The organism is Agrobacterium sp. DKPNP3 (genome assembly GCF_052686535.1).
This window is the reverse complement of the sequence record NZ_JBQYSN010000007.1, coordinates 46712-63691: the sequence shown is the minus strand read 5'-3', so window position 1 is coordinate 63691 and position 16980 is coordinate 46712. Positions and strand designations below refer to the sequence as shown.

Sequence of the window (16980 nt, the reverse complement as noted above, 5' to 3'; positions counted from 1 at the left end):
CAGAATGACGATCAAAAACGCGATGGTGCTGGCCGCCGGGCTTGGCACGCGTATGCGGCCGATTACGGATACGATCCCTAAGCCGCTCGTGAGAATCGCCGGCAAGCCAATGATCGACTATGCTCTCGACTCCCTTGTGGAAGCTGGCGTCGAAACCGTCGTGGTGAATGTTCACCACCATGCCGACCAGATGATTGCCCATCTGGGGGCCCGCTCGGATGTCGAAATCCTGATTTCTGACGAGCGGTCGCAGTTGATGAATTCCGGCGGCGGGCTTGCCAAAGGCCTGAAGCTTCTGGAACCCGGCCCCGTCTTCGTCATGAATGCCGACCTTTTCTGGATCGGCGAAATGCCGAATTCGGTCAGCAACCTGCGCCGGTTAGCACATTTTTTCGATCCGACGCGCATGGACATGGCGCTCCTCTGCGTTGACATGGACCGTACCACCGGCCACAACGGAAAGAAGGATTTCAACCTCGCAGATGATGGAAAGCTGACGCGCTATCGCGATCGCGATCCGTTTCCCGTTGTTTATGCCGGTGCCATCGCCATGAATTCGCGTCTCCTGGACGATGCCCCTGACGACGCCTTCAACCTCAATATCTATTTTGATCGCGCCATCGAAAAAGATCGGCTCTTCGGCCTTTCTCTTGATGGACACTGGATTACCGTCGGCACGCCCGACGCGATTGATGATGCCGAAGGCATCATCCGGCAATTCACGGAAAAGCGCTCTGCATGACGGTCTCCCACCACGCAAGACGCGTTCTGACGATCGCTGCGGGAACCCCGTTCCTCAGAACGCTCGCAGAAACGCTCTGCCAGGGGACATTGACAGCCGACTATCTATATGACGCTGCCGATCCGCTTTCGCTTGCGAGGGTAACCATCTATGTGCCGACACGGCGCTCCGCCCGCGTATTGCGATCCGAATTTGTTGATCTGCTGGGAGGCCGATCGGCCATCCTGCCGTTGATCCGCCCCCTTGGGGAAACGGACGACGATAGCGGGTTTTTCGATATCGAAAATCCTGAGATCATGGATCTGGCGCCGCCGATTTCCGGCACCGGCCGGCTGATCGAGTTGGCGCGCCTCATCCTCGCCTGGCGCAACAGCTTGCCTGACGCTATCCGGGCGATCCACTCGGATTCGCCGCTCGTCGCTCCCGCGAGCCCCGCCGATGCCATCTGGCTCGCGCGCGCGCTCGGCGAGGTTATCGATGCGATGGATACGGAAGAAAAGGATTGGGAAGCGCTTTGGCACCTCGATACCGGCGCGCATGCCCAGTGGTGGCAGCTGACCGCGGATTTCCTGAAGATCGCGAGTATCTTCTGGCCTGCGCGGCTTTCCGAACTCAACCGTTCCTCGGCCGGCAGACATCGCAACGCCATTCTCAGGGCCGAAGCGAACCGGCTGACAAACCTGCCGAATACGGGGCCGATCATCGTCGCCGGCTCCACCGGCTCCATCCCTGCCGCTGCCGATCTCATCGCCGCCGTCGCCGCCCTGCCACAGGGTACCGTCGTACTTCCCGGGCTCGATCTCGCTATGCCAGAAGAGCAATGGCAGGCGATCGCCGAAGACCCGACCGACCCGTCCAGCCGAACGCATTCGCAATATGGACTTTACATGCTTTTGCAGAAGCTGGGCATTGTCCGGGACGATATCGTTCAGATCGGCATGCTCGACCACGATCTTGAAAAACGGGCTGCGGTATTCTCCGCCGCGCTGGCACCCGCCAAGTCCACGAGTGACTGGAACCGCTGGCGCGAGGAACGGCCCGCAGGCTTTATTCACGACGCTTTTGAGCACGCGACACTGATAGAAGCCGCCAATGAGCGCGAAGAGGCGACTGCCATCGCGGTCGCCTTGCGGTTAGCATTACAGGCGCCGGGCGCCGGGCGACCATCGCAAGCGGCGCTGATCACGCCTGACCGCGGTCTTGCCCGGCGCGTGGCGACGGAGTTGCAGCGCTTTGGCATCGAGGCCGACGATTCAGCCGGCACGCCACTCTCGGCAACACCGCAGGCTGGGCTGACCCAACTGGCGCTCGAAGCGATCCTCAGGCCCGGTGACCCGGTGCCGATCATTTCGCTCTTGAAGCATCCCCTCGCCCGCTTCGGTCTTTCCGACGATGCTTTTGTCGCAGCGTCAAAGGCGCTGGAGTTGATCGCGCTGCGCGGCGGCCGCGTCGAAACGGAAATTGGCAATCTCGAAGCTGTTCTCGATGCGCAACTTATGGCGCAAAGCGACGATCGGCACCCGCCCGCCTGGCGGCTTGCGCTGCCGGAGGCAAGCGTCGATTTGGCCCGCGATCTTGCCCGGCGCATCGCGAATGCCACCGAGCCGCTGTCTTCCGCCTTTGTTCGGCGTGATCGCTCCGGCCGAGCCTTTACCGACAAGCTGCCACTCTCCGATTGGGCTGCCCGGACAGGCCGCGTTATGGAAGCCATCTGCGCTGATGACGCCAACGATCTTTCGGCCCTTTGGTCCGGAGAAGCAGGCGACAAGCTTTCCAGCCTGTTTGCCGAGTTGATGGAAAGTGGCGACATCCTCGATGCGGACGGGCCGCAATGGATCGATATTTTTGCTGCCTTCGTGGCCGGCGAATCGATCAAGCCACGATCGATGCGACATCCGCGCGTATTCATCTTCGGTGCCCTTGAGGCTCGCCTTCTAAGCGTTGACACCGTTGTCATCGGCGGCCTCAACGAAGGGCTCTGGCCCGGTCAGACTGCCAACAATCCTTTTCTTTCCCGAAGCATGAAGACAGCAATCGGGCTGGAACCTCCGGAACGGCGCATTGGGCAGCTGGCGCATGATTTCGAAATGGCGAACGGCACAAGGCAAATCTTTTACACCCGGGCGCTGAGGCAGGGCTCGACGCCCGCCGTGGCCTCGCGCTGGCTGCAGCGGCTTCTGGCGCTGGGCGGCGAGGATTTCGCCGAACGTCTCAGAAACCGCGGCGAGACCTATCGCCACTGGGCAGGCCTGATGGACGAGAGCATCGAGCAGGAGCCTGCCAAGCGTCCCGCCCCCAAACCGCCGGCCGCGCTGCAACCGACGCGTTATTCCTTCAGCGAAGTGGGCCGCCTGCGGCGCGATCCCTATTCGATCTACGCCCGGCGCATCCTCCGGCTCGACCCGCTGGATCCCTTCAACCGCGATCCCAATGCCGCAGATCGCGGGACCCTTTATCATCGGATCATTGAGCGCTACTCGCGTGAGGCTCATGTGCCTGGTACCCCGGCGTCACTCGACGCGATGCAGCGCATTCTCGATGAATGCTTCGATGCAGAGAACCTGCCTCCCCATGTCGACGTCATCTGGCGACCGCGTTTCGCGGCGGTTGCCCGCGCCTTCATCGACTGGGAAAAGGACCGGCATCCCTCCGTCCGACGCAGTTTTTTCGAGGCGCGGGCGGGTCAGGAAATTCCGGAGGCAGGAATAAGGCTCACGGGCGTCGCCGACCGCATTGATATCAAGACCAGCGGTCAGGCGGATATCATCGACTACAAGACGGGCCTTGCCCCATCGGTCAATCAGGCGCGCGCGCTGCTTGATCCGCAGCTTGCGCTGGAAGCCGCAGCACTCATGCGCGGGGCCTTCCGAGAAGCGGGATCACCAACGCCTGAAAATCTCATTTATGTGCGGTTGCGGCCGGGCGACCGCTTTTTTCCCGATCAGGTCAATAATGAACATTCCAGCCGCAGCGGCAAAAGGCCACCAAAGTCAGCTGTCGAGCTAGCAACGGAATCGATCGAGCAATTAGCGAAATTTGTCCGCTCCCTCCGCGAGGGCGAAAATGGCTTTGCCTCACGGCTGGTGCCGGAAGAGCAGCAATCCTACGGCGGCGAATATGATCACCTCGCCCGTGTCTCGGAATGGTCAACGGCAGAACCGGGAGATGGCGATGACGATTGATCCCCTTGACGCCGGCCCCGCCGCCGATACGCCCGAAAGCTGGATCGACTGGACCAGCGCGCGTCAGCGGCTTGCCTCCGACCCTTCCAGCTCCGCCTGGGTGTCGGCCAATGCCGGCTCCGGCAAGACCCATGTGCTGACCCAGCGGGTCATTCGCTTGCTGCTTGCAGGGTGCCGTCCAGCAGCCATACTCTGCCTCACCTATACCAAGGCCGCGGCCTCGGAAATGTCGAGCCGCGTCTTCGACCGGCTGGCGGAATGGGTGACGTTGCCGGATTCCGACCTCAAGGACCGTATTACGGCGATCGAAGGCCGTGTGCCGGATCGCATCAAACTCGCGGAAGCAAGGCGGCTGTTTGCAAAGGCGCTGGAGACGCCGGGTGGCCTTAAAATCCAGACCATCCATGCCTTTTGTGAAGCCCTGCTGCACCAGTTTCCGCTGGAGGCGAATGTCGCTGGCCATTTCTCCGTCCTTGATGACCGCGCCGCGACCACGCTTCTGGCCGAGGCACGGCGTTCCCTTCTCACGGCTGTTTCGTCCGGCGGCGATACCGCGCTCGCGCAGTCGCTTGCCTATGTCCTCGATATCGCTGACGAAAGCGGGCTGGAGGCGCTGCTCTCCGCCATCATCGCCAATCGCAGTGCGCTGCGCGGCTTTCTTCTGGAGGCGCAACGCTCAGGCGGGCTCGACGCTCGCCTGAGACAGGACATGCAGATCGCCGCTGGCGAAACCGAGCAAAGCGCAGCTGCCGCCTTCTGGCCGCTTCCGGGTCTTTCCGGACTGACGCTCGACACCTACCTCACGCTTGCGGACGAGGTTGGCGGCTCCCGTGTCATTGAGGTTGCTTACGCGTTGAGAGAAGCCAGGCGTCAGACCGATCCCCTCCGGCGGATGGAATTCGTCGAGGCGGCGCTGCTGACGGGAAAGGGCGAAAAAAAGTCGGATCCCTATGTCATCAACAAGGCGATGCAGAAATCCGCGCCCGATCTCGTTGATGCCCTGACTCTGGCGCGGGACCACGTGGTTGCCTGTCGCAACCGGTACCGGCTGGTGCGGATGCTGGGCGCAACCAAGAGCGCGCTCGTGCTGGCCGAGCGGTTGATCGGCGATTTCGAGGATCTGAAAAAGCAACGAAGCCAGCTCGATTTCGAGGACCTGATCGAGCGCGCCGCCAATCTGCTCAATCGGGATACGGCCGGCGCCTGGGTTCACTACAAGCTCGATCAGGGCATCGACCATATTCTCGTTGACGAAGCGCAGGACACAAGCCCGGTGCAATGGTCGATCATCCAGTCGCTCGCAGCGGATTTTTTCACCGGTGAAAGCGCCCGCATGGGGCGTCGCACGCTGTTTGCCGTGGGCGATGAAAAGCAGTCGATCTATTCTTTTCAGGGCGCAAGGCCGGAACGCTTCTCGCAGGAACGCGACGAGACCAAGAGGCGTGTCGATGCGGTCGAGCAGGCGTTTCACCGCATTCGCCTGCCGCTATCGTTCCGCTCGACGGAGGATGTCCTTGCCGCGGTTGATCAGGTTTTCTCCGATCCGAAAAACGCGAGTGGCCTCAGTGCGGACAACGAGCCGGTGGAACACAGATCGAACCGCGCGGGACATCCCGGCACGGTAGAGGTGTGGGATATGGTGGCGCCCGAGACTACGGAGGATGAAGAGGACTGGACGGCACCCTTTGATGCATTGCGGGAAAGTGCCCCCGCTACCATCACCGCGCGCCGCATTGCCGCCCGCATCGCCGATATGATCGGACGAGAAACCATCATTGAGAAGGGTGTGGAGCGCGCCGTTGAACCCGGCGACATTCTGGTTCTGGTGAGAAAACGTCATGCCTTCGTCAATGCCCTGACCCGCGAGTTGAAGCGTCGCAAGAATATTCCCGTTGCGGGTGCTGACCGTCTTCGCCTGACCGACCACATTGCCGTCCAGGACCTCCTGGCGCTTGGCCATTTCGTCGTGCTGCCTGAAGATGATCTTTCGCTGGCTGCGCTGCTGAAAAGCCCGCTCTTCAACCTCACGGAAGACGACGTTTTTGACATTGCCGCGACGCGGTCTGAGACGGAGAGCGTCTGGAAAAGGCTGCAAGTCCTCTCCCGAGAGGAGAACAGCGCGCTTGCGGATGTTGCCGCCAAGCTCGAAGGCTTCATCGCCCTGTCGAAGACAGCAACGGTACATGACTTCTTTGCGGCGGTTCTCACCCTGCATGATGGACGTAAGAAATTCCTCGGAAGACTCGGCAACGAGGCGAGCGACGTTCTGGATGAGTTCCTCTCCTTCGCGCTCGATCACGAAAGAACGGGACTGCCTGGCCTTCAGGCCTTTCTCTCCGTTCTGGAAACCGATTCCCCAGAGGTGAAGCGCGAGCAGGACAAGGATCGCGGGGAAGTTCGCATCATGACCGTGCATGCCTCAAAAGGCCTTGAGGCGCCTGTGGTCTTCATCGTTGATGGCGGATCGAAGGCCTTCAACCATAGCCATGTCCCGAAACTGCGTTTCGTTGAAACTGACGCTGACGCCTTTCCCGTCTGGCTGCCGGGCAGCGGGTTCTCCAATCATCTCATTCGCGCCGACGACGAGCGATTGAAAACGGCCGCCGAGGACGAATATCGACGGCTGCTTTATGTAGCCATGACGCGTGCTGCAGATCACCTTGTCGTGTGCGGCTACCGTGGTCAGAAAGACAATCCGGAATGCTGGCATGCTATTGTCAAGGCGGCACTTGCCAACAATGATGACCATTGCAAGCCGGAGCTTTTCAGAGCCGACGGCGAGGAGTGGCAGGGGCTTGTCTGGCGGAAGTCTGAAGCACGCTCCGCGCCTGCGCCGCGCAAAGTGGTGGAAGCCGCGCAGCAGGAAGGTGATGCGCTTCCTGCCGGCCTTCTTGAACCGCTGCCTGCGCTGCCTTCCCTGCCAAGGCCGCTCAGCCCTTCCGGTGCCGGCACCATCATCGATGACGGTGCGGATGATCTTGCGGTGCGCTCGCCCCTGTTCGGCGAAAAGGCCGATGTCTCGTCACTTGCCCTGCAACGTGGACGGCTGGTCCATCGCATGTTGCAGGCGCTCCCGGATTTGCCGGAAGCCGAGCGGGAAGAGGCAGCGCGGCGTTACGCAGAAAGGGCGGCGCGGTTTTGGCCAACGAAGGAGCGCGAACGATTGGTGGCAGCCGTTCTGCGCGTCATAGCCGAACCGGCGGTGCAGCAGGCCTTCTCGGCCAATAGCCGCGCAGAAGTTTCGATCATGGGAACGATGATCCTCGGTCGCCAGCAATTTGCCGTTTCCGGTCGCATCGATCGTCTGGCCGTAGACGGTGAGAAGGTCATTCTGGTCGATTACAAGACAAACCGTGTCCCGCCGCGCAGCGCGAACGAAATACCCTTTGCCCATATCGCGCAGCTCGCAATCTACCGCGAAATCCTTGCGCCGCTTTACCCAGGCAAGGAATTTGTCTGTGCGCTGATTTATACGGAAAATGCTGCCTTTATAGAGGTTGGCAACGATGCGATGATAGATGCCCTTGCCGCAATAAAGACAAAGTGAGATACCGGGGCATTGAAATTTCGACGCTCCCGCATCACATCGATAGCGGAAAAGTTTATCTGAAAGGAGAGCCAGATATGGCTACCGTAAAAGTCGACGCCGCAAACTTCCAGTCCGAAGTGCTTGAATCCGCCGAACCCGTTGTGGTGGATTTCTGGGCAGAATGGTGCGGCCCGTGCAAAATGATCGCGCCGAGCCTTGAGGAAATCTCCTCTGAACTGGCCGGCAAGGTCAAGGTTGCAAAGCTTAACATCGACGAAAACCCAGAGCTCGCCGCCCAGTTCGGCGTCCGCTCCATTCCTACGCTTGCCATTTTCAAAAGTGGTGAAGTGGCTGACATCAAGGTCGGCGCCGCTCCCAAGACGGCGCTTTCTGCCTGGATTTCCAGCGCTGCATAAGCTGAAACGACCAAAATGAATAAAGCCCGGCATCGCTACCGGGCTTTTTCTTTATGGCGCCAAGCCGCCTAAGTGTTAGTCGGCCTTGCCAGTGAAGCGACCTTCGAAGGCGACGTCCGCCAGGGGCACGCGATTGCTCGGCACCTCCCGTTCCGCCAGATCCTCGGGGAGAACGGATTTATCCGTCAGCGTCCCGATCGCAACTCCGGCCTCAACCCTGAACCCGTCGGGGATGTTGAGCTTCTCGACGATCCGGTCTTTAAAGATGCCACCCATGCCATGCGCATGATACCCAAGCAGATGGGCCTGCATTGCCAGCGAGAACCAGGCGGCGCCGGCATCGAAGGAGTGGGTAGCGGATGGCTTCTTCTCGCCGTCTCGCGAGATGGTGTGATCGCGGGAGATAACGAAGAGAAGAACGGACGCGTTCTTAGCCCATTTCTGGTTCCCCTCCATCAACAACTCCACGAAGAGTGACCAGTCCTCGCTGCCCTTGTGGGCGTAGACGAAACGCCAGGGTTGCTGGTTCGACGCGGATGGCGCCCAGTGGGCGGCGTCCAGGATGGTCAAGAGATGCTCTTTCGGCATGGCGCTGCCATCGAAGGCACGTGGAGACCATCGATCCAGAAAGATGGGATCGACGGGATATTCGGATTGCCTGCTGTTGCTGTTCGTCACTGGACATGTCCTTTGTTTGACGGGGATGAAGGTATTTTTTGAGACTCGGTATCGTCAAGGGGTGACAAGTATGAATGCATCGTTCATATATGCATCATATTGTCTGACAAGCGGGAGAGAGTTCCATGAAATTGATGCGTGTTGGCCAACCCGGCCAGGAAAAACCGGCAATCCTCGATTCGGAAGGAAAAGTCCGCGACCTGTCCGCCCATGTAAAGGATATCGGTGGGGATGCCATTTCTCCCGAGGGACTGGCGAAGATCGCGGCGCTCGATCTCAATACGCTTCCTGTTCTAAGCGAAGATCGCATCGGTGCATGCGTTGCCGGAACCGGAAAGTTCATCTGCATCGGTCTCAATTTCTCCGATCATGCCGCCGAAACCGGCGCGACTGTGCCGCCGGAGCCGGTCATTTTCATGAAGGCCACCTCCGCCATCGTGGGTCCGAACGATAACGTGGTCATTCCGCGCGGCTCCGAAAAGACCGACTGGGAAGTCGAACTCGGCGTTGTCATCGGCAAAACCGCAAAATATGTCTCGGAAGCGGATGCTCTGGACTATGTTGCCGGCTATTGCGTTTCCCACGATGTCTCCGAGCGTGCTTTCCAGACCGAGCGGGCGGGACAGTGGACCAAAGGCAAGTCCTGCGATACCTTCGGCCCGATCGGCCCGTGGCTCGTGACGAAGGACGAGATCACCGATCCGCAAAACCTTGGCATGTGGCTGAAAGTCAACGGCCAGACCATGCAGGACGGCTCCAGCAAGACAATGGTTTACGGCGTCGCGCACGTCGTCTCCTACCTCAGCCAGTTCATGTCGTTGCACCCCGGCGATGTCATTTCCACCGGCACCCCGCCCGGCGTCGGCATGGGCCTTAAGCCGCCGCGTTACCTGAAGGCCGGCGATGTCGTGGAACTCGGGATCGAAGGCCTGGGTTCCCAGAAGCAGACTTTCGTCGCCGACATCTGATCGACGACGGCATTCAACCAAATGTGAGGCGCTGGCGGGAAACCGCTGGCGCCTTAAATTTTGTGCACCTGCGAAAAGCTGCTATGGTTGAAAAAAAGAGCGTGATCGCGAGGGAGGCGTCATCAGTGTTCTACCATCTCTATGAAATGAATCACGCGGCCATGGCGCCCCTGCGCGCGGGTGCCGACATGATGCGGCAGGCGTGCAATAACCCGCTCAACCCGCTTTCCAGCACGGCTTTTGGACGAAGCCTCGATGCCAGCTTCGAGGTGTTCGAACGCCTGACACGCCGTTACGTCAAACCGGAATTCGGGCTTGCAACGACGATCATCGATGGCGAGGCGGTGCCCGTTTTAGAAGAGATCATCTGGTCGCGGCCCTTCTGCAACCTCGTTCATTTCAAAAAGGAAGCCAATCCCGAGGGGACCCCGGAGCCGAAGGTGCTGCTGGTTGCGCCGATGTCCGGCCACTATGCCACATTGCTGCGCGGCACCGTCGAGGCCCTGCTGCCCTCGGCTGATATCTATATCACCGATTGGGTCGATGCCCGCATGGTGCCGGTGAGCGATGGGACCTTCGATCTCGACGATTACATCGGCTACGTCATCGAGATGCTGCGCGAAATCGGCCCAGGCACCCATATCGTCGCGGTTTGCCAACCCTCTGTGCCCGTGCTGGCGGCTGTCTCTCTCATGGAGGCCGACGGCGACCAATCCAAACCGGCGTCCATGACCTTGATGGGTGGTCCGATTGACACGCGCATCAATCCCACGGCCGTCAATGGTTTGGCCAAGGCGAAGCCAATCGAGTGGTTCCGGGACAATGTCGTCATGCAGGTGCCATGGCCGCAGCCGGCTTTTGGCCGCAATGTCTATCCGGGTTTCCTGCAACTGTCGGGCTTCATGTCCATGAACCTCGACAAACACATGACGGCCCACAAGGATTTTTACCTGAACCTGGTGAAGAATGACGGTGACTCGGCCGAAAAACACCGTGAATTTTACGATGAATATCTGGCCGTCATGGATCTGACGGCGGAATTCTATCTCCAGACCGTAGAAACCGTCTTCATCGATCATGCGCTTCCCAAAGGAAACATGACGCACCGTGGCAGGGCGGTCGATCCCGCCGCCATCCGCACTGTCGCGCTTTTCACGGTCGAAGGGGAGAATGACGATATTTCCGGCGTGGGCCAGACCAGGGCCGCTCATGCCCTCTGCCGCAACCTTCCTGACGATAAGCGGGCGCATTACATGCAGCCCGATGTCGGACACTACGGCGTCTTCAACGGCTCGCGTTTCCGCACCGAAATCGTGCCGCGCATGCGGGATTTCATCGGCAAACACCGGATAGTCTAGGGTTGGACGTTGGGCCACCTTAAGCATTTGCGTGGCCAAGGGACGGACGAATCGGTTATGAACGCTTCATGTTTTCGCTCCTCAGAAAATCGCTGAAGTCCCCGCCAGCGAAGAAGGCCGCGCCGAGCCAGCGCACCGTTGCGGTGGCGGGGCGGCAGGTGCCGATAACGGTGAGGGAAAATCCGCGCGCGACACGCATCACGTTACGCATCGAACCCGGTGGTCGCGCCTTGAAGCTGACGATCCCGATCGGCTTGCACCATCGGCATGTGGACGATTTTCTGGAACGGCATCAGGGCTGGCTGGAGGCCAAGCTTGCGAAAACAACTGAAACCGGTGTGCTTCTCCCGGGCGCGACCATCGACATCAGGGGAATTTCCCATCGGATTGAACACAGCGGCAGCCTGCGTGGCGTGACCCATGTTGCGAGAGACGGTGACGGCGCTGCCATCTTGAAAGTCAGCGGTGCGCCGGAACATCTGAAACGGCGGATAGCCACTTTTCTGAAAAAGGAAGCCAAGGCCGATCTGGAACGGCTCGTCGCCTTTCATGCCGATATCGCCGGCCGGCCGGTCAGGTCCATCACTCTCAAGGATACACGCAGCCGCTGGGGCTCCTGTTCCCATGACGGCAATCTCAGTTTTTCGTGGCGCATCGTCATGGCCCCTGAGGCTGTCATCGATTATCTGGCCGCCCATGAGGTTGCGCATCTGCGCGAAATGAACCACGGGCCGAAATTCTGGGCGTTGTGCGAAAAACTATGCCCACACACGAATGAGGCCAAGGACTGGTTAAAACGCCACGGTTCCAGACTTCACGCCATCGATTTCGATTGAAAACAGTCTTCGGCATCGCCATCTGGATTGACGTGAAACATTCCATCAAATGTGGGTGCGATTTGGCTCGACTCTTGTCGCATTTCATGTCAGGTCGCGGATATGAAACCGGATATCAAGATTTGCGGATTGAAGACACCGGAAGCGCTTGAACGCGCCGTCAGGCGTGGAGCGTCGCATGTTGGTTTTATTTTCTTCGAGAAAAGCCCGCGACATATCGAACCTGACCTCGCCGGTGAGTTGGCGAAGGGGGCCAGAGGTGCTGCAAAAGTTGTCGCCGTGACCGTCAACGCCGATAACGATTATCTCGATGAGATCGTCGATCTCGTCAGGCCGGATATCCTGCAACTTCACGGTGATGAAAGCCCTGAGCGCCTTCTGAACGTCAAGGTGCTTTATGGCCTGCCGGTCATGAAAGCGATTTCTATTCGCGATGCCGCTGATCTTGCCAAAATCGACCCTTATATTGGTATTGCGGATCGAATTTTGCTGGACGCCAAAGCGCCCGCGGGTTCCGATCTGCCGGGCGGCAATGGCGTGTCCTTCGACTGGACGATCCTGCGATCCCTCGACGGAAGTGTTGATTACATGCTTTCCGGCGGCTTAAATAAGGACAACGTCGTCGAGGCTCTGTCCGAAACCAGCGCAGGCGGATTAGACTTGTCGTCCGGGGTGGAAAGTGCGCCCGGCGTCAAGGATTTGTCAAAGATAGATGCATTTTTCGATGTGGTGAATGATTGGTCGAAAGGCCCAAAGGGAGCTTGAAGTGAACGACGCGCCAACACCCAATTCTTTTCGCGCCGGTCCCGATGAGGACGGCCGTTTTGGCATTTTCGGAGGACGCTTTGTCGCCGAAACGCTGATGCCGCTTATTCTCGATTTGCAGGCGGAATGGGACAAGGCCAAGACCGATCCCGAGTTTCAGGCCGAACTAAAGCATCTCGGCGCCCATTATACCGGCCGCCCGAGCCCTCTCTATTTCGCAGAGCGTCTGACGGCGGAACTCGGCGGTGCGAAGATTTACTTCAAACGTGAAGAACTGAACCACACGGGTTCGCACAAGATCAACAATTGCCTTGGCCAGATCCTGCTTGCCAAGCGCATGGGCAAGACCCGCATCATCGCAGAAACCGGTGCCGGACAGCACGGCGTTGCGTCGGCGACGGTCGCAGCGCGCTTCGGCCTGCCTTGTGTCGTCTACATGGGCGCTACCGACGTCGCGCGCCAGGCCCCGAACGTTTTCCGCATGAAGTTGCTTGGCGCCGAGGTAAAGCCGGTCACGGCCGGCCACGGCACGCTCAAGGATGCCATGAACGAGGCGCTGCGTGACTGGGTTACCAATGTCGAGGATACCTACTACCTGATCGGCACCGCTGCCGGTCCGCATCCCTACCCGGAGATGGTTCGTGACTTCCAGGCGGTCATCGGCGAGGAAGCCAAGGCGCAGATGCTCGAGGCGGAAGGCCGCCTGCCGGATATGGTCATCGCAGCCGTCGGTGGCGGATCGAATGCCATCGGCATCTTCCATCCCTTCCTTGACGACAAGAGCGTCCGTATCGTCGGCGTTGAAGCCGGCGGTAAAGGCCTTTCCGGAGAAGAACACTGTGCCTCCATTACGGCCGGCTCCCCCGGCGTTCTGCATGGCAACCGCACCTACCTGCTGCAGGATCAGGACGGCCAGATCAAGGAAGGTCACTCCATTTCCGCCGGTCTCGATTATCCCGGCATCGGCCCGGAGCATTCATGGTTGAGTGATATTGGACGCGTGGAATATGTGCCGGTCATGGACCATGAGGCACTGGACGCCTTCCAGATGCTGACCCGGCTTGAGGGCATTATTCCTGCGCTGGAGCCAAGCCATGCTCTGGCCGAGGTCATCAAGCGCGCGCCGAAGATGGGCAAGGATGAGATCATCCTGATGAACCTTTCCGGCCGTGGCGACAAGGATGTCCACACCGTCAGCAAGTTCCTTGGAATGGATATATAAGACCATGACTGCACGTATGGACAAGCGCTTTGCCGATTTGCGCGCTGAAAATCGCCCGGCCCTGATCACCTATTTCATGGGCGGCGACCCGGATTTTGAAACATCGCTGGGCATCATGAAAGCCCTGCCGGAAGCCGGTGCCGACGTCATCGAACTCGGCATGCCATTTTCCGACCCTATGGCGGATGGCCCCGCGATCCAGCTGGCCGGCCAGCGCGCGCTGAAAGGCGGCCAGACGCTGAAGACCACGCTCGATCTCGCGCGCGAGTTCCGCAAGCAGGACGATGCGACGCCGATCGTGATGATGGGCTATTACAACCCGATCTATATCTATGGCGTCGAAACGTTTCTCGACGATGCGCTTGCTGCCGGCATCGATGGCCTGATCGTCGTCGATCTTCCGCCGGAAATGGACGATGAACTCTGCATCCCCGCGCTCGCGCGCGGCATCAACTTCATCCGGCTTGCCACGCCGACCACCGATGGCAAGCGTCTGCCAGCCGTCCTTAAAAATACCTCCGGTTTCGTTTATTACGTGTCGATGAACGGTATTACCGGTTCGGCGCTTCCCGATCCATCGTTGATCTCGGGCGCTGTCGGTCGTATCAAGGCGCATACGGAACTGCCCGTCTGTGTCGGTTTCGGTGTCAAGACGGCCGATCATGCCAAGGCGATCGGCGCCGTCGCAGATGGTGTGGTGGTGGGTTCCGCCATCGTCAACCAGATTGCCGGTAGCCTGACCAAGGACGGACAGGCGACCGCAGACACCGTGCCGGCCGTTACGACGCTGGTAAAAGGACTTTCAACGGGCGTGCGTGCATCGCGCCTCGCCGCTGCGGAATAAGCGCGCGGCCCAGTCAGGAGTAGACAGTTGAACTGGATCACCAATTACGTTCGGCCGCGGATCAATTCCATGCTCGGCCGCCGCCCCGAGGTTCCGGAGAACCTTTGGATCAAGTGCCCCGAAACGGGCGAGATGGTCTTTCATAAGGACCTTGAGGACAACAAGTGGGTTATCCCGGCGTCCGGCTATCATATGAAGATGCCGGCAAAGGCGCGCCTTGCCGATCTTTTCGATGGTGGCGTCTATGAGGCTCTGCCGCAGCCGAAGGTGGCGCAGGACCCGCTGAAATTCCGCGATTCCAAGAAATATACCGATCGCCTGCGCGACAGCCGTGCAAAGACCGAGCAGGACGATACGATCCTTGCCGGTGTTGGGCTGCTGAAGGGGCTGAAGATCGTCGCCGTCGTGCATGAATTCCAGTTCATGGGCGGCTCGCTCGGCATCGCCGCGGGGGAAGCCATCGTGAAGGCATTCGAGCGCGCTATTTCCGAGCGCTGCCCGCTTGTGATGTTCCCGGCCTCCGGTGGCGCGCGCATGCAGGAAGGCATTCTGTCGCTGATGCAGCTGCCCCGCACCACGGTTGCAGTGAATATGCTGAAAGAAGCTGGCATGCCCTATATCGTGGTTTTGACCAACCCGACGACGGGCGGCGTCACCGCCTCCTACGCGATGCTGGGCGATGTGCACATCGCCGAGCCAGGTGCAGAAATCTGCTTCGCCGGCAAGCGCGTCATCGAGCAGACCATTCGCGAAAAGCTTCCGGAAGGTTTCCAGACCTCGGAATACCTGCTGGAGCACGGCATGGTGGACATGGTGGTCGATCGCCGGGAAATCCCGGACACGCTGGCCAACATGCTAAAGATCATGACCAAGGCGCCAGCCGACAACGCAAACGCCGTCGTGCCGCTGGCTGCTTCGGCCTGAGGCAAAAAAATATGTCGCCCGGAGGCATAACTTGCCTCCGGGATGATGCTATATGTTGCCTGATTTCATTTCTTGAGGCGGCAGCAAATGGCAAGCGAAACGCCTGAAAGGCGAACAGAAGACATGACCAAGCCCGCGATTGGTGAGGCCGAAAAGATCATTGAAGAGCTGATGCAGCTCCACCCCAAGGGATTTGATCTTTCACTCGACAGAATTTCCCGTCTTCTCGAAAAACTCGGCAATCCGCAAAACAGAATGCCGCCGGTGATCCATGTCGCCGGCACCAACGGCAAAGGCTCAGTGACGGCTTTCTGCCGCGCCTTGCTTGAAGCAGCGGGCCTCGCTGTTCATGTCCATACGTCGCCGCATCTGGTGAATTGGCACGAGAGATATCGCCTCGGCGTTGCTGGAGAAAAGGGCCGCTATGTCAGGGACGAGGTGTTCGCGGATGCCTTGCGTCGTATCCGTGCTGCCAATGCCGGGCAGACAATAACTGTCTTCGAAATCCTGACGGCTGCGATGTTCGTGCTGTTTGCCGAGCATCCCGCCGATGCGGCCGTCGTCGAGGTTGGACTTGGCGGTCGCTTCGATGCAACCAATGTTATCAACCATCCAGCGGTGTCGGTCATCATGCCGATATCCCTCGATCATCAGGCTTATCTCGGTGACCGTGTCGAATTGATCGCCGCGGAAAAGGCGGGCATCATGAAGAAGGGGTCGCCCGTCGTCATCGGCCATCAGGAATATGATGCGGCACTCGAGACGCTGGTAACCACGGCCGAGCGGCTGGGATGCCCATTCACAGTCTACGGGCAAGATTTCTCCGCTCACGAAGAATTTGGACGGATGGTCTACCAGGATGAGTTCGGTCTGGTCGATGCGCCTCTGCCACGGCTTCCCGGCCGCCATCAGCTTGCCAATGCCGCAGCAGCGATCCGCGCGGTGAAGGCAGCGGGCTTCGAGGTGACTGAACGGATGATCGAGAAGGCCATGACATCGGTAGAGTGGCCCGGCCGGTTGCAGCGTATTCTGACCGGAAAAATCCACGATATCGCGCCGAGAGGCTCGGAAATCTGGATCGACGGCGGTCACAATCCCGGTGCGGGCGAAGTTATCGCTGAAGCGATGGCAGGGTTTGAAGAAAAGACGCCCCGTCCGCTGTTTATCATCGCAGGCATGATCAACACCAAGGATCCGGTCGGCTATTTCAAGGCCTTCGCAGATATTGCCGAATATGTGTTTACCGTTCCGATCAGCGGCACTGAAGCAGCCATCGATCCCGTCGTTCTCGCCCACGCAGCCTTTGATGCCGGTCTTGTGGCGGCACCCACATCCTCGCTAACGCATGCGCTGGAGGAACTGGCAGGACGCGTCGACCCGGAAGGCCCGCCGCCCCGCATCCTGATCGGCGGATCGCTTTATCTTGCCGGAAACGCGCTCTCCTTCAACGGAACGGTTCCTGAATAAAAAGACAAAAAAGGCCGGAACATTATAATGATGTTCCGGCCTTTAATGT

The 16980-nt window shown here is 59.4% G+C and carries 13 protein-coding genes; 12 read left to right on the top strand and 1 reads right to left on the bottom strand.

The features are described from left to right. Positions 1–4 precede the first annotated feature (4 nt). From ACUTJJ_RS03635 to trxA, 4 genes are all read left to right on the top strand, one after another. Entirely contained in the window at positions 5–742 is a 738-nt protein-coding gene (locus ACUTJJ_RS03635) for a nucleotidyltransferase family protein (protein ID WP_445541326.1), read from the top strand. Beyond that, positions 739–3924 (top strand): double-strand break repair protein AddB, encoded by a 3186-nt coding sequence (gene addB / locus ACUTJJ_RS03630; protein WP_445541325.1) that lies wholly within the window; start codon positions 739–741, stop codon positions 3922–3924. Before ACUTJJ_RS03635 ends, addB begins: the two co-directional genes overlap by 4 nt. Then, complete coding sequence (gene addA / locus ACUTJJ_RS03625) at positions 3914–7471, top strand: double-strand break repair helicase AddA (protein ID WP_296069552.1); 3558 nt, start codon at positions 3914–3916, stop codon at positions 7469–7471. The genes addB and addA overlap by 11 nt, the downstream gene beginning before the upstream one ends. Before the next feature lie 77 nt (positions 7472–7548). Further along, the gene (gene trxA / locus ACUTJJ_RS03620) at positions 7549–7869 is read left to right on the top strand and encodes a thioredoxin (RefSeq protein WP_063951578.1); all 321 of its coding nucleotides are present in this window, start codon (positions 7549–7551) and stop codon (positions 7867–7869) included. Between the two features lie 75 nt (positions 7870–7944). Here the strand turns inward: trxA and ACUTJJ_RS03615 are convergent, their stop codons facing one another. Next, positions 7945–8547 carry a nitroreductase family protein gene (locus ACUTJJ_RS03615; RefSeq protein ID WP_296069555.1) on the bottom strand — a complete coding sequence of 201 codons (603 nt, stop codon included), beginning with the start codon at positions 8545–8547 and terminating at the stop codon, positions 7945–7947. Between the two features lie 125 nt (positions 8548–8672). Here ACUTJJ_RS03615 and ACUTJJ_RS03610 point away from each other — a divergent pair, with 125 nt between their 5' ends. The 8 genes from ACUTJJ_RS03610 to ACUTJJ_RS03575 all read left to right on the top strand — a co-directional run bounded on the left by ACUTJJ_RS03610 (position 8673) and on the right by ACUTJJ_RS03575 (position 16931). Next, complete coding sequence (locus tag ACUTJJ_RS03610) at positions 8673–9515, top strand: fumarylacetoacetate hydrolase family protein (protein WP_445541324.1); 843 nt, start codon at positions 8673–8675, stop codon at positions 9513–9515. Positions 9516–9640: 125 nt separating this feature from the next. Further along, positions 9641–10873, top strand: coding sequence for a polyhydroxyalkanoate depolymerase (locus ACUTJJ_RS03605; RefSeq protein ID WP_445541339.1), 1233 nt, complete (start codon positions 9641–9643; stop codon positions 10871–10873). 68 nt (positions 10874–10941) lie between these two features. Further along, positions 10942–11709 (top strand): M48 family metallopeptidase, encoded by a 768-nt coding sequence (locus ACUTJJ_RS03600; RefSeq protein ID WP_144578409.1) that lies wholly within the window; start codon positions 10942–10944, stop codon positions 11707–11709. A 102-nt stretch (positions 11710–11811) separates the two neighbouring features. After that, positions 11812–12474 (top strand): phosphoribosylanthranilate isomerase, encoded by a 663-nt coding sequence (locus tag ACUTJJ_RS03595; protein WP_445541338.1) that lies wholly within the window; start codon positions 11812–11814, stop codon positions 12472–12474. 1 nt (position 12475) lies between these two features. Beyond that, a complete protein-coding gene (gene trpB / locus ACUTJJ_RS03590; RefSeq protein ID WP_404495847.1) occupies positions 12476–13696 on the top strand; it encodes a tryptophan synthase subunit beta in 1221 nt (406 codons plus the stop codon). Positions 13697–13700: 4 nt separating this feature from the next. After that, a complete protein-coding gene (gene trpA, locus ACUTJJ_RS03585; protein ID WP_144578406.1) occupies positions 13701–14540 on the top strand; it encodes a tryptophan synthase subunit alpha in 840 nt (279 codons plus the stop codon). 27 nt (positions 14541–14567) lie between these two features. Further along, entirely contained in the window at positions 14568–15464 is an 897-nt protein-coding gene (accD, locus tag ACUTJJ_RS03580) for an acetyl-CoA carboxylase, carboxyltransferase subunit beta (protein ID WP_063951571.1), read from the top strand. 87 nt (positions 15465–15551) lie between these two features. Beyond that, complete coding sequence (locus ACUTJJ_RS03575) at positions 15552–16931, top strand: bifunctional folylpolyglutamate synthase/dihydrofolate synthase (RefSeq protein ID WP_445541323.1); 1380 nt, start codon at positions 15552–15554, stop codon at positions 16929–16931. Positions 16932–16980 lie beyond the last annotated feature (49 nt).

What these genes read in the sequence shown, in the direction of transcription:
- ACUTJJ_RS03635 (WP_445541326.1), top strand. Translation starts at nt 5, where the DNA reads ATGACGATCAAAAACGCGATGGTGCTGGCCGCCGGGCTTGGCACGCGT.
- addB (WP_445541325.1), top strand. Translation starts at nt 739, where the DNA reads ATGACGGTCTCCCACCACGCAAGACGCGTTCTGACGATCGCTGCGGGA.
- addA (WP_296069552.1), top strand. Translation starts at nt 3,914, where the DNA reads ATGACGATTGATCCCCTTGACGCCGGCCCCGCCGCCGATACGCCCGAA.
- trxA (WP_063951578.1), top strand. Translation starts at nt 7,549, where the DNA reads ATGGCTACCGTAAAAGTCGACGCCGCAAACTTCCAGTCCGAAGTGCTT.
- ACUTJJ_RS03610 (WP_445541324.1), top strand. Translation starts at nt 8,673, where the DNA reads ATGAAATTGATGCGTGTTGGCCAACCCGGCCAGGAAAAACCGGCAATC.
- ACUTJJ_RS03600 (WP_144578409.1), top strand. Translation starts at nt 10,942, where the DNA reads ATGTTTTCGCTCCTCAGAAAATCGCTGAAGTCCCCGCCAGCGAAGAAG.
- ACUTJJ_RS03595 (WP_445541338.1), top strand. Translation starts at nt 11,812, where the DNA reads ATGAAACCGGATATCAAGATTTGCGGATTGAAGACACCGGAAGCGCTT.
- trpA (WP_144578406.1), top strand. Translation starts at nt 13,701, where the DNA reads ATGACTGCACGTATGGACAAGCGCTTTGCCGATTTGCGCGCTGAAAAT.
- ACUTJJ_RS03575 (WP_445541323.1), top strand. Translation starts at nt 15,552, where the DNA reads ATGGCAAGCGAAACGCCTGAAAGGCGAACAGAAGACATGACCAAGCCC.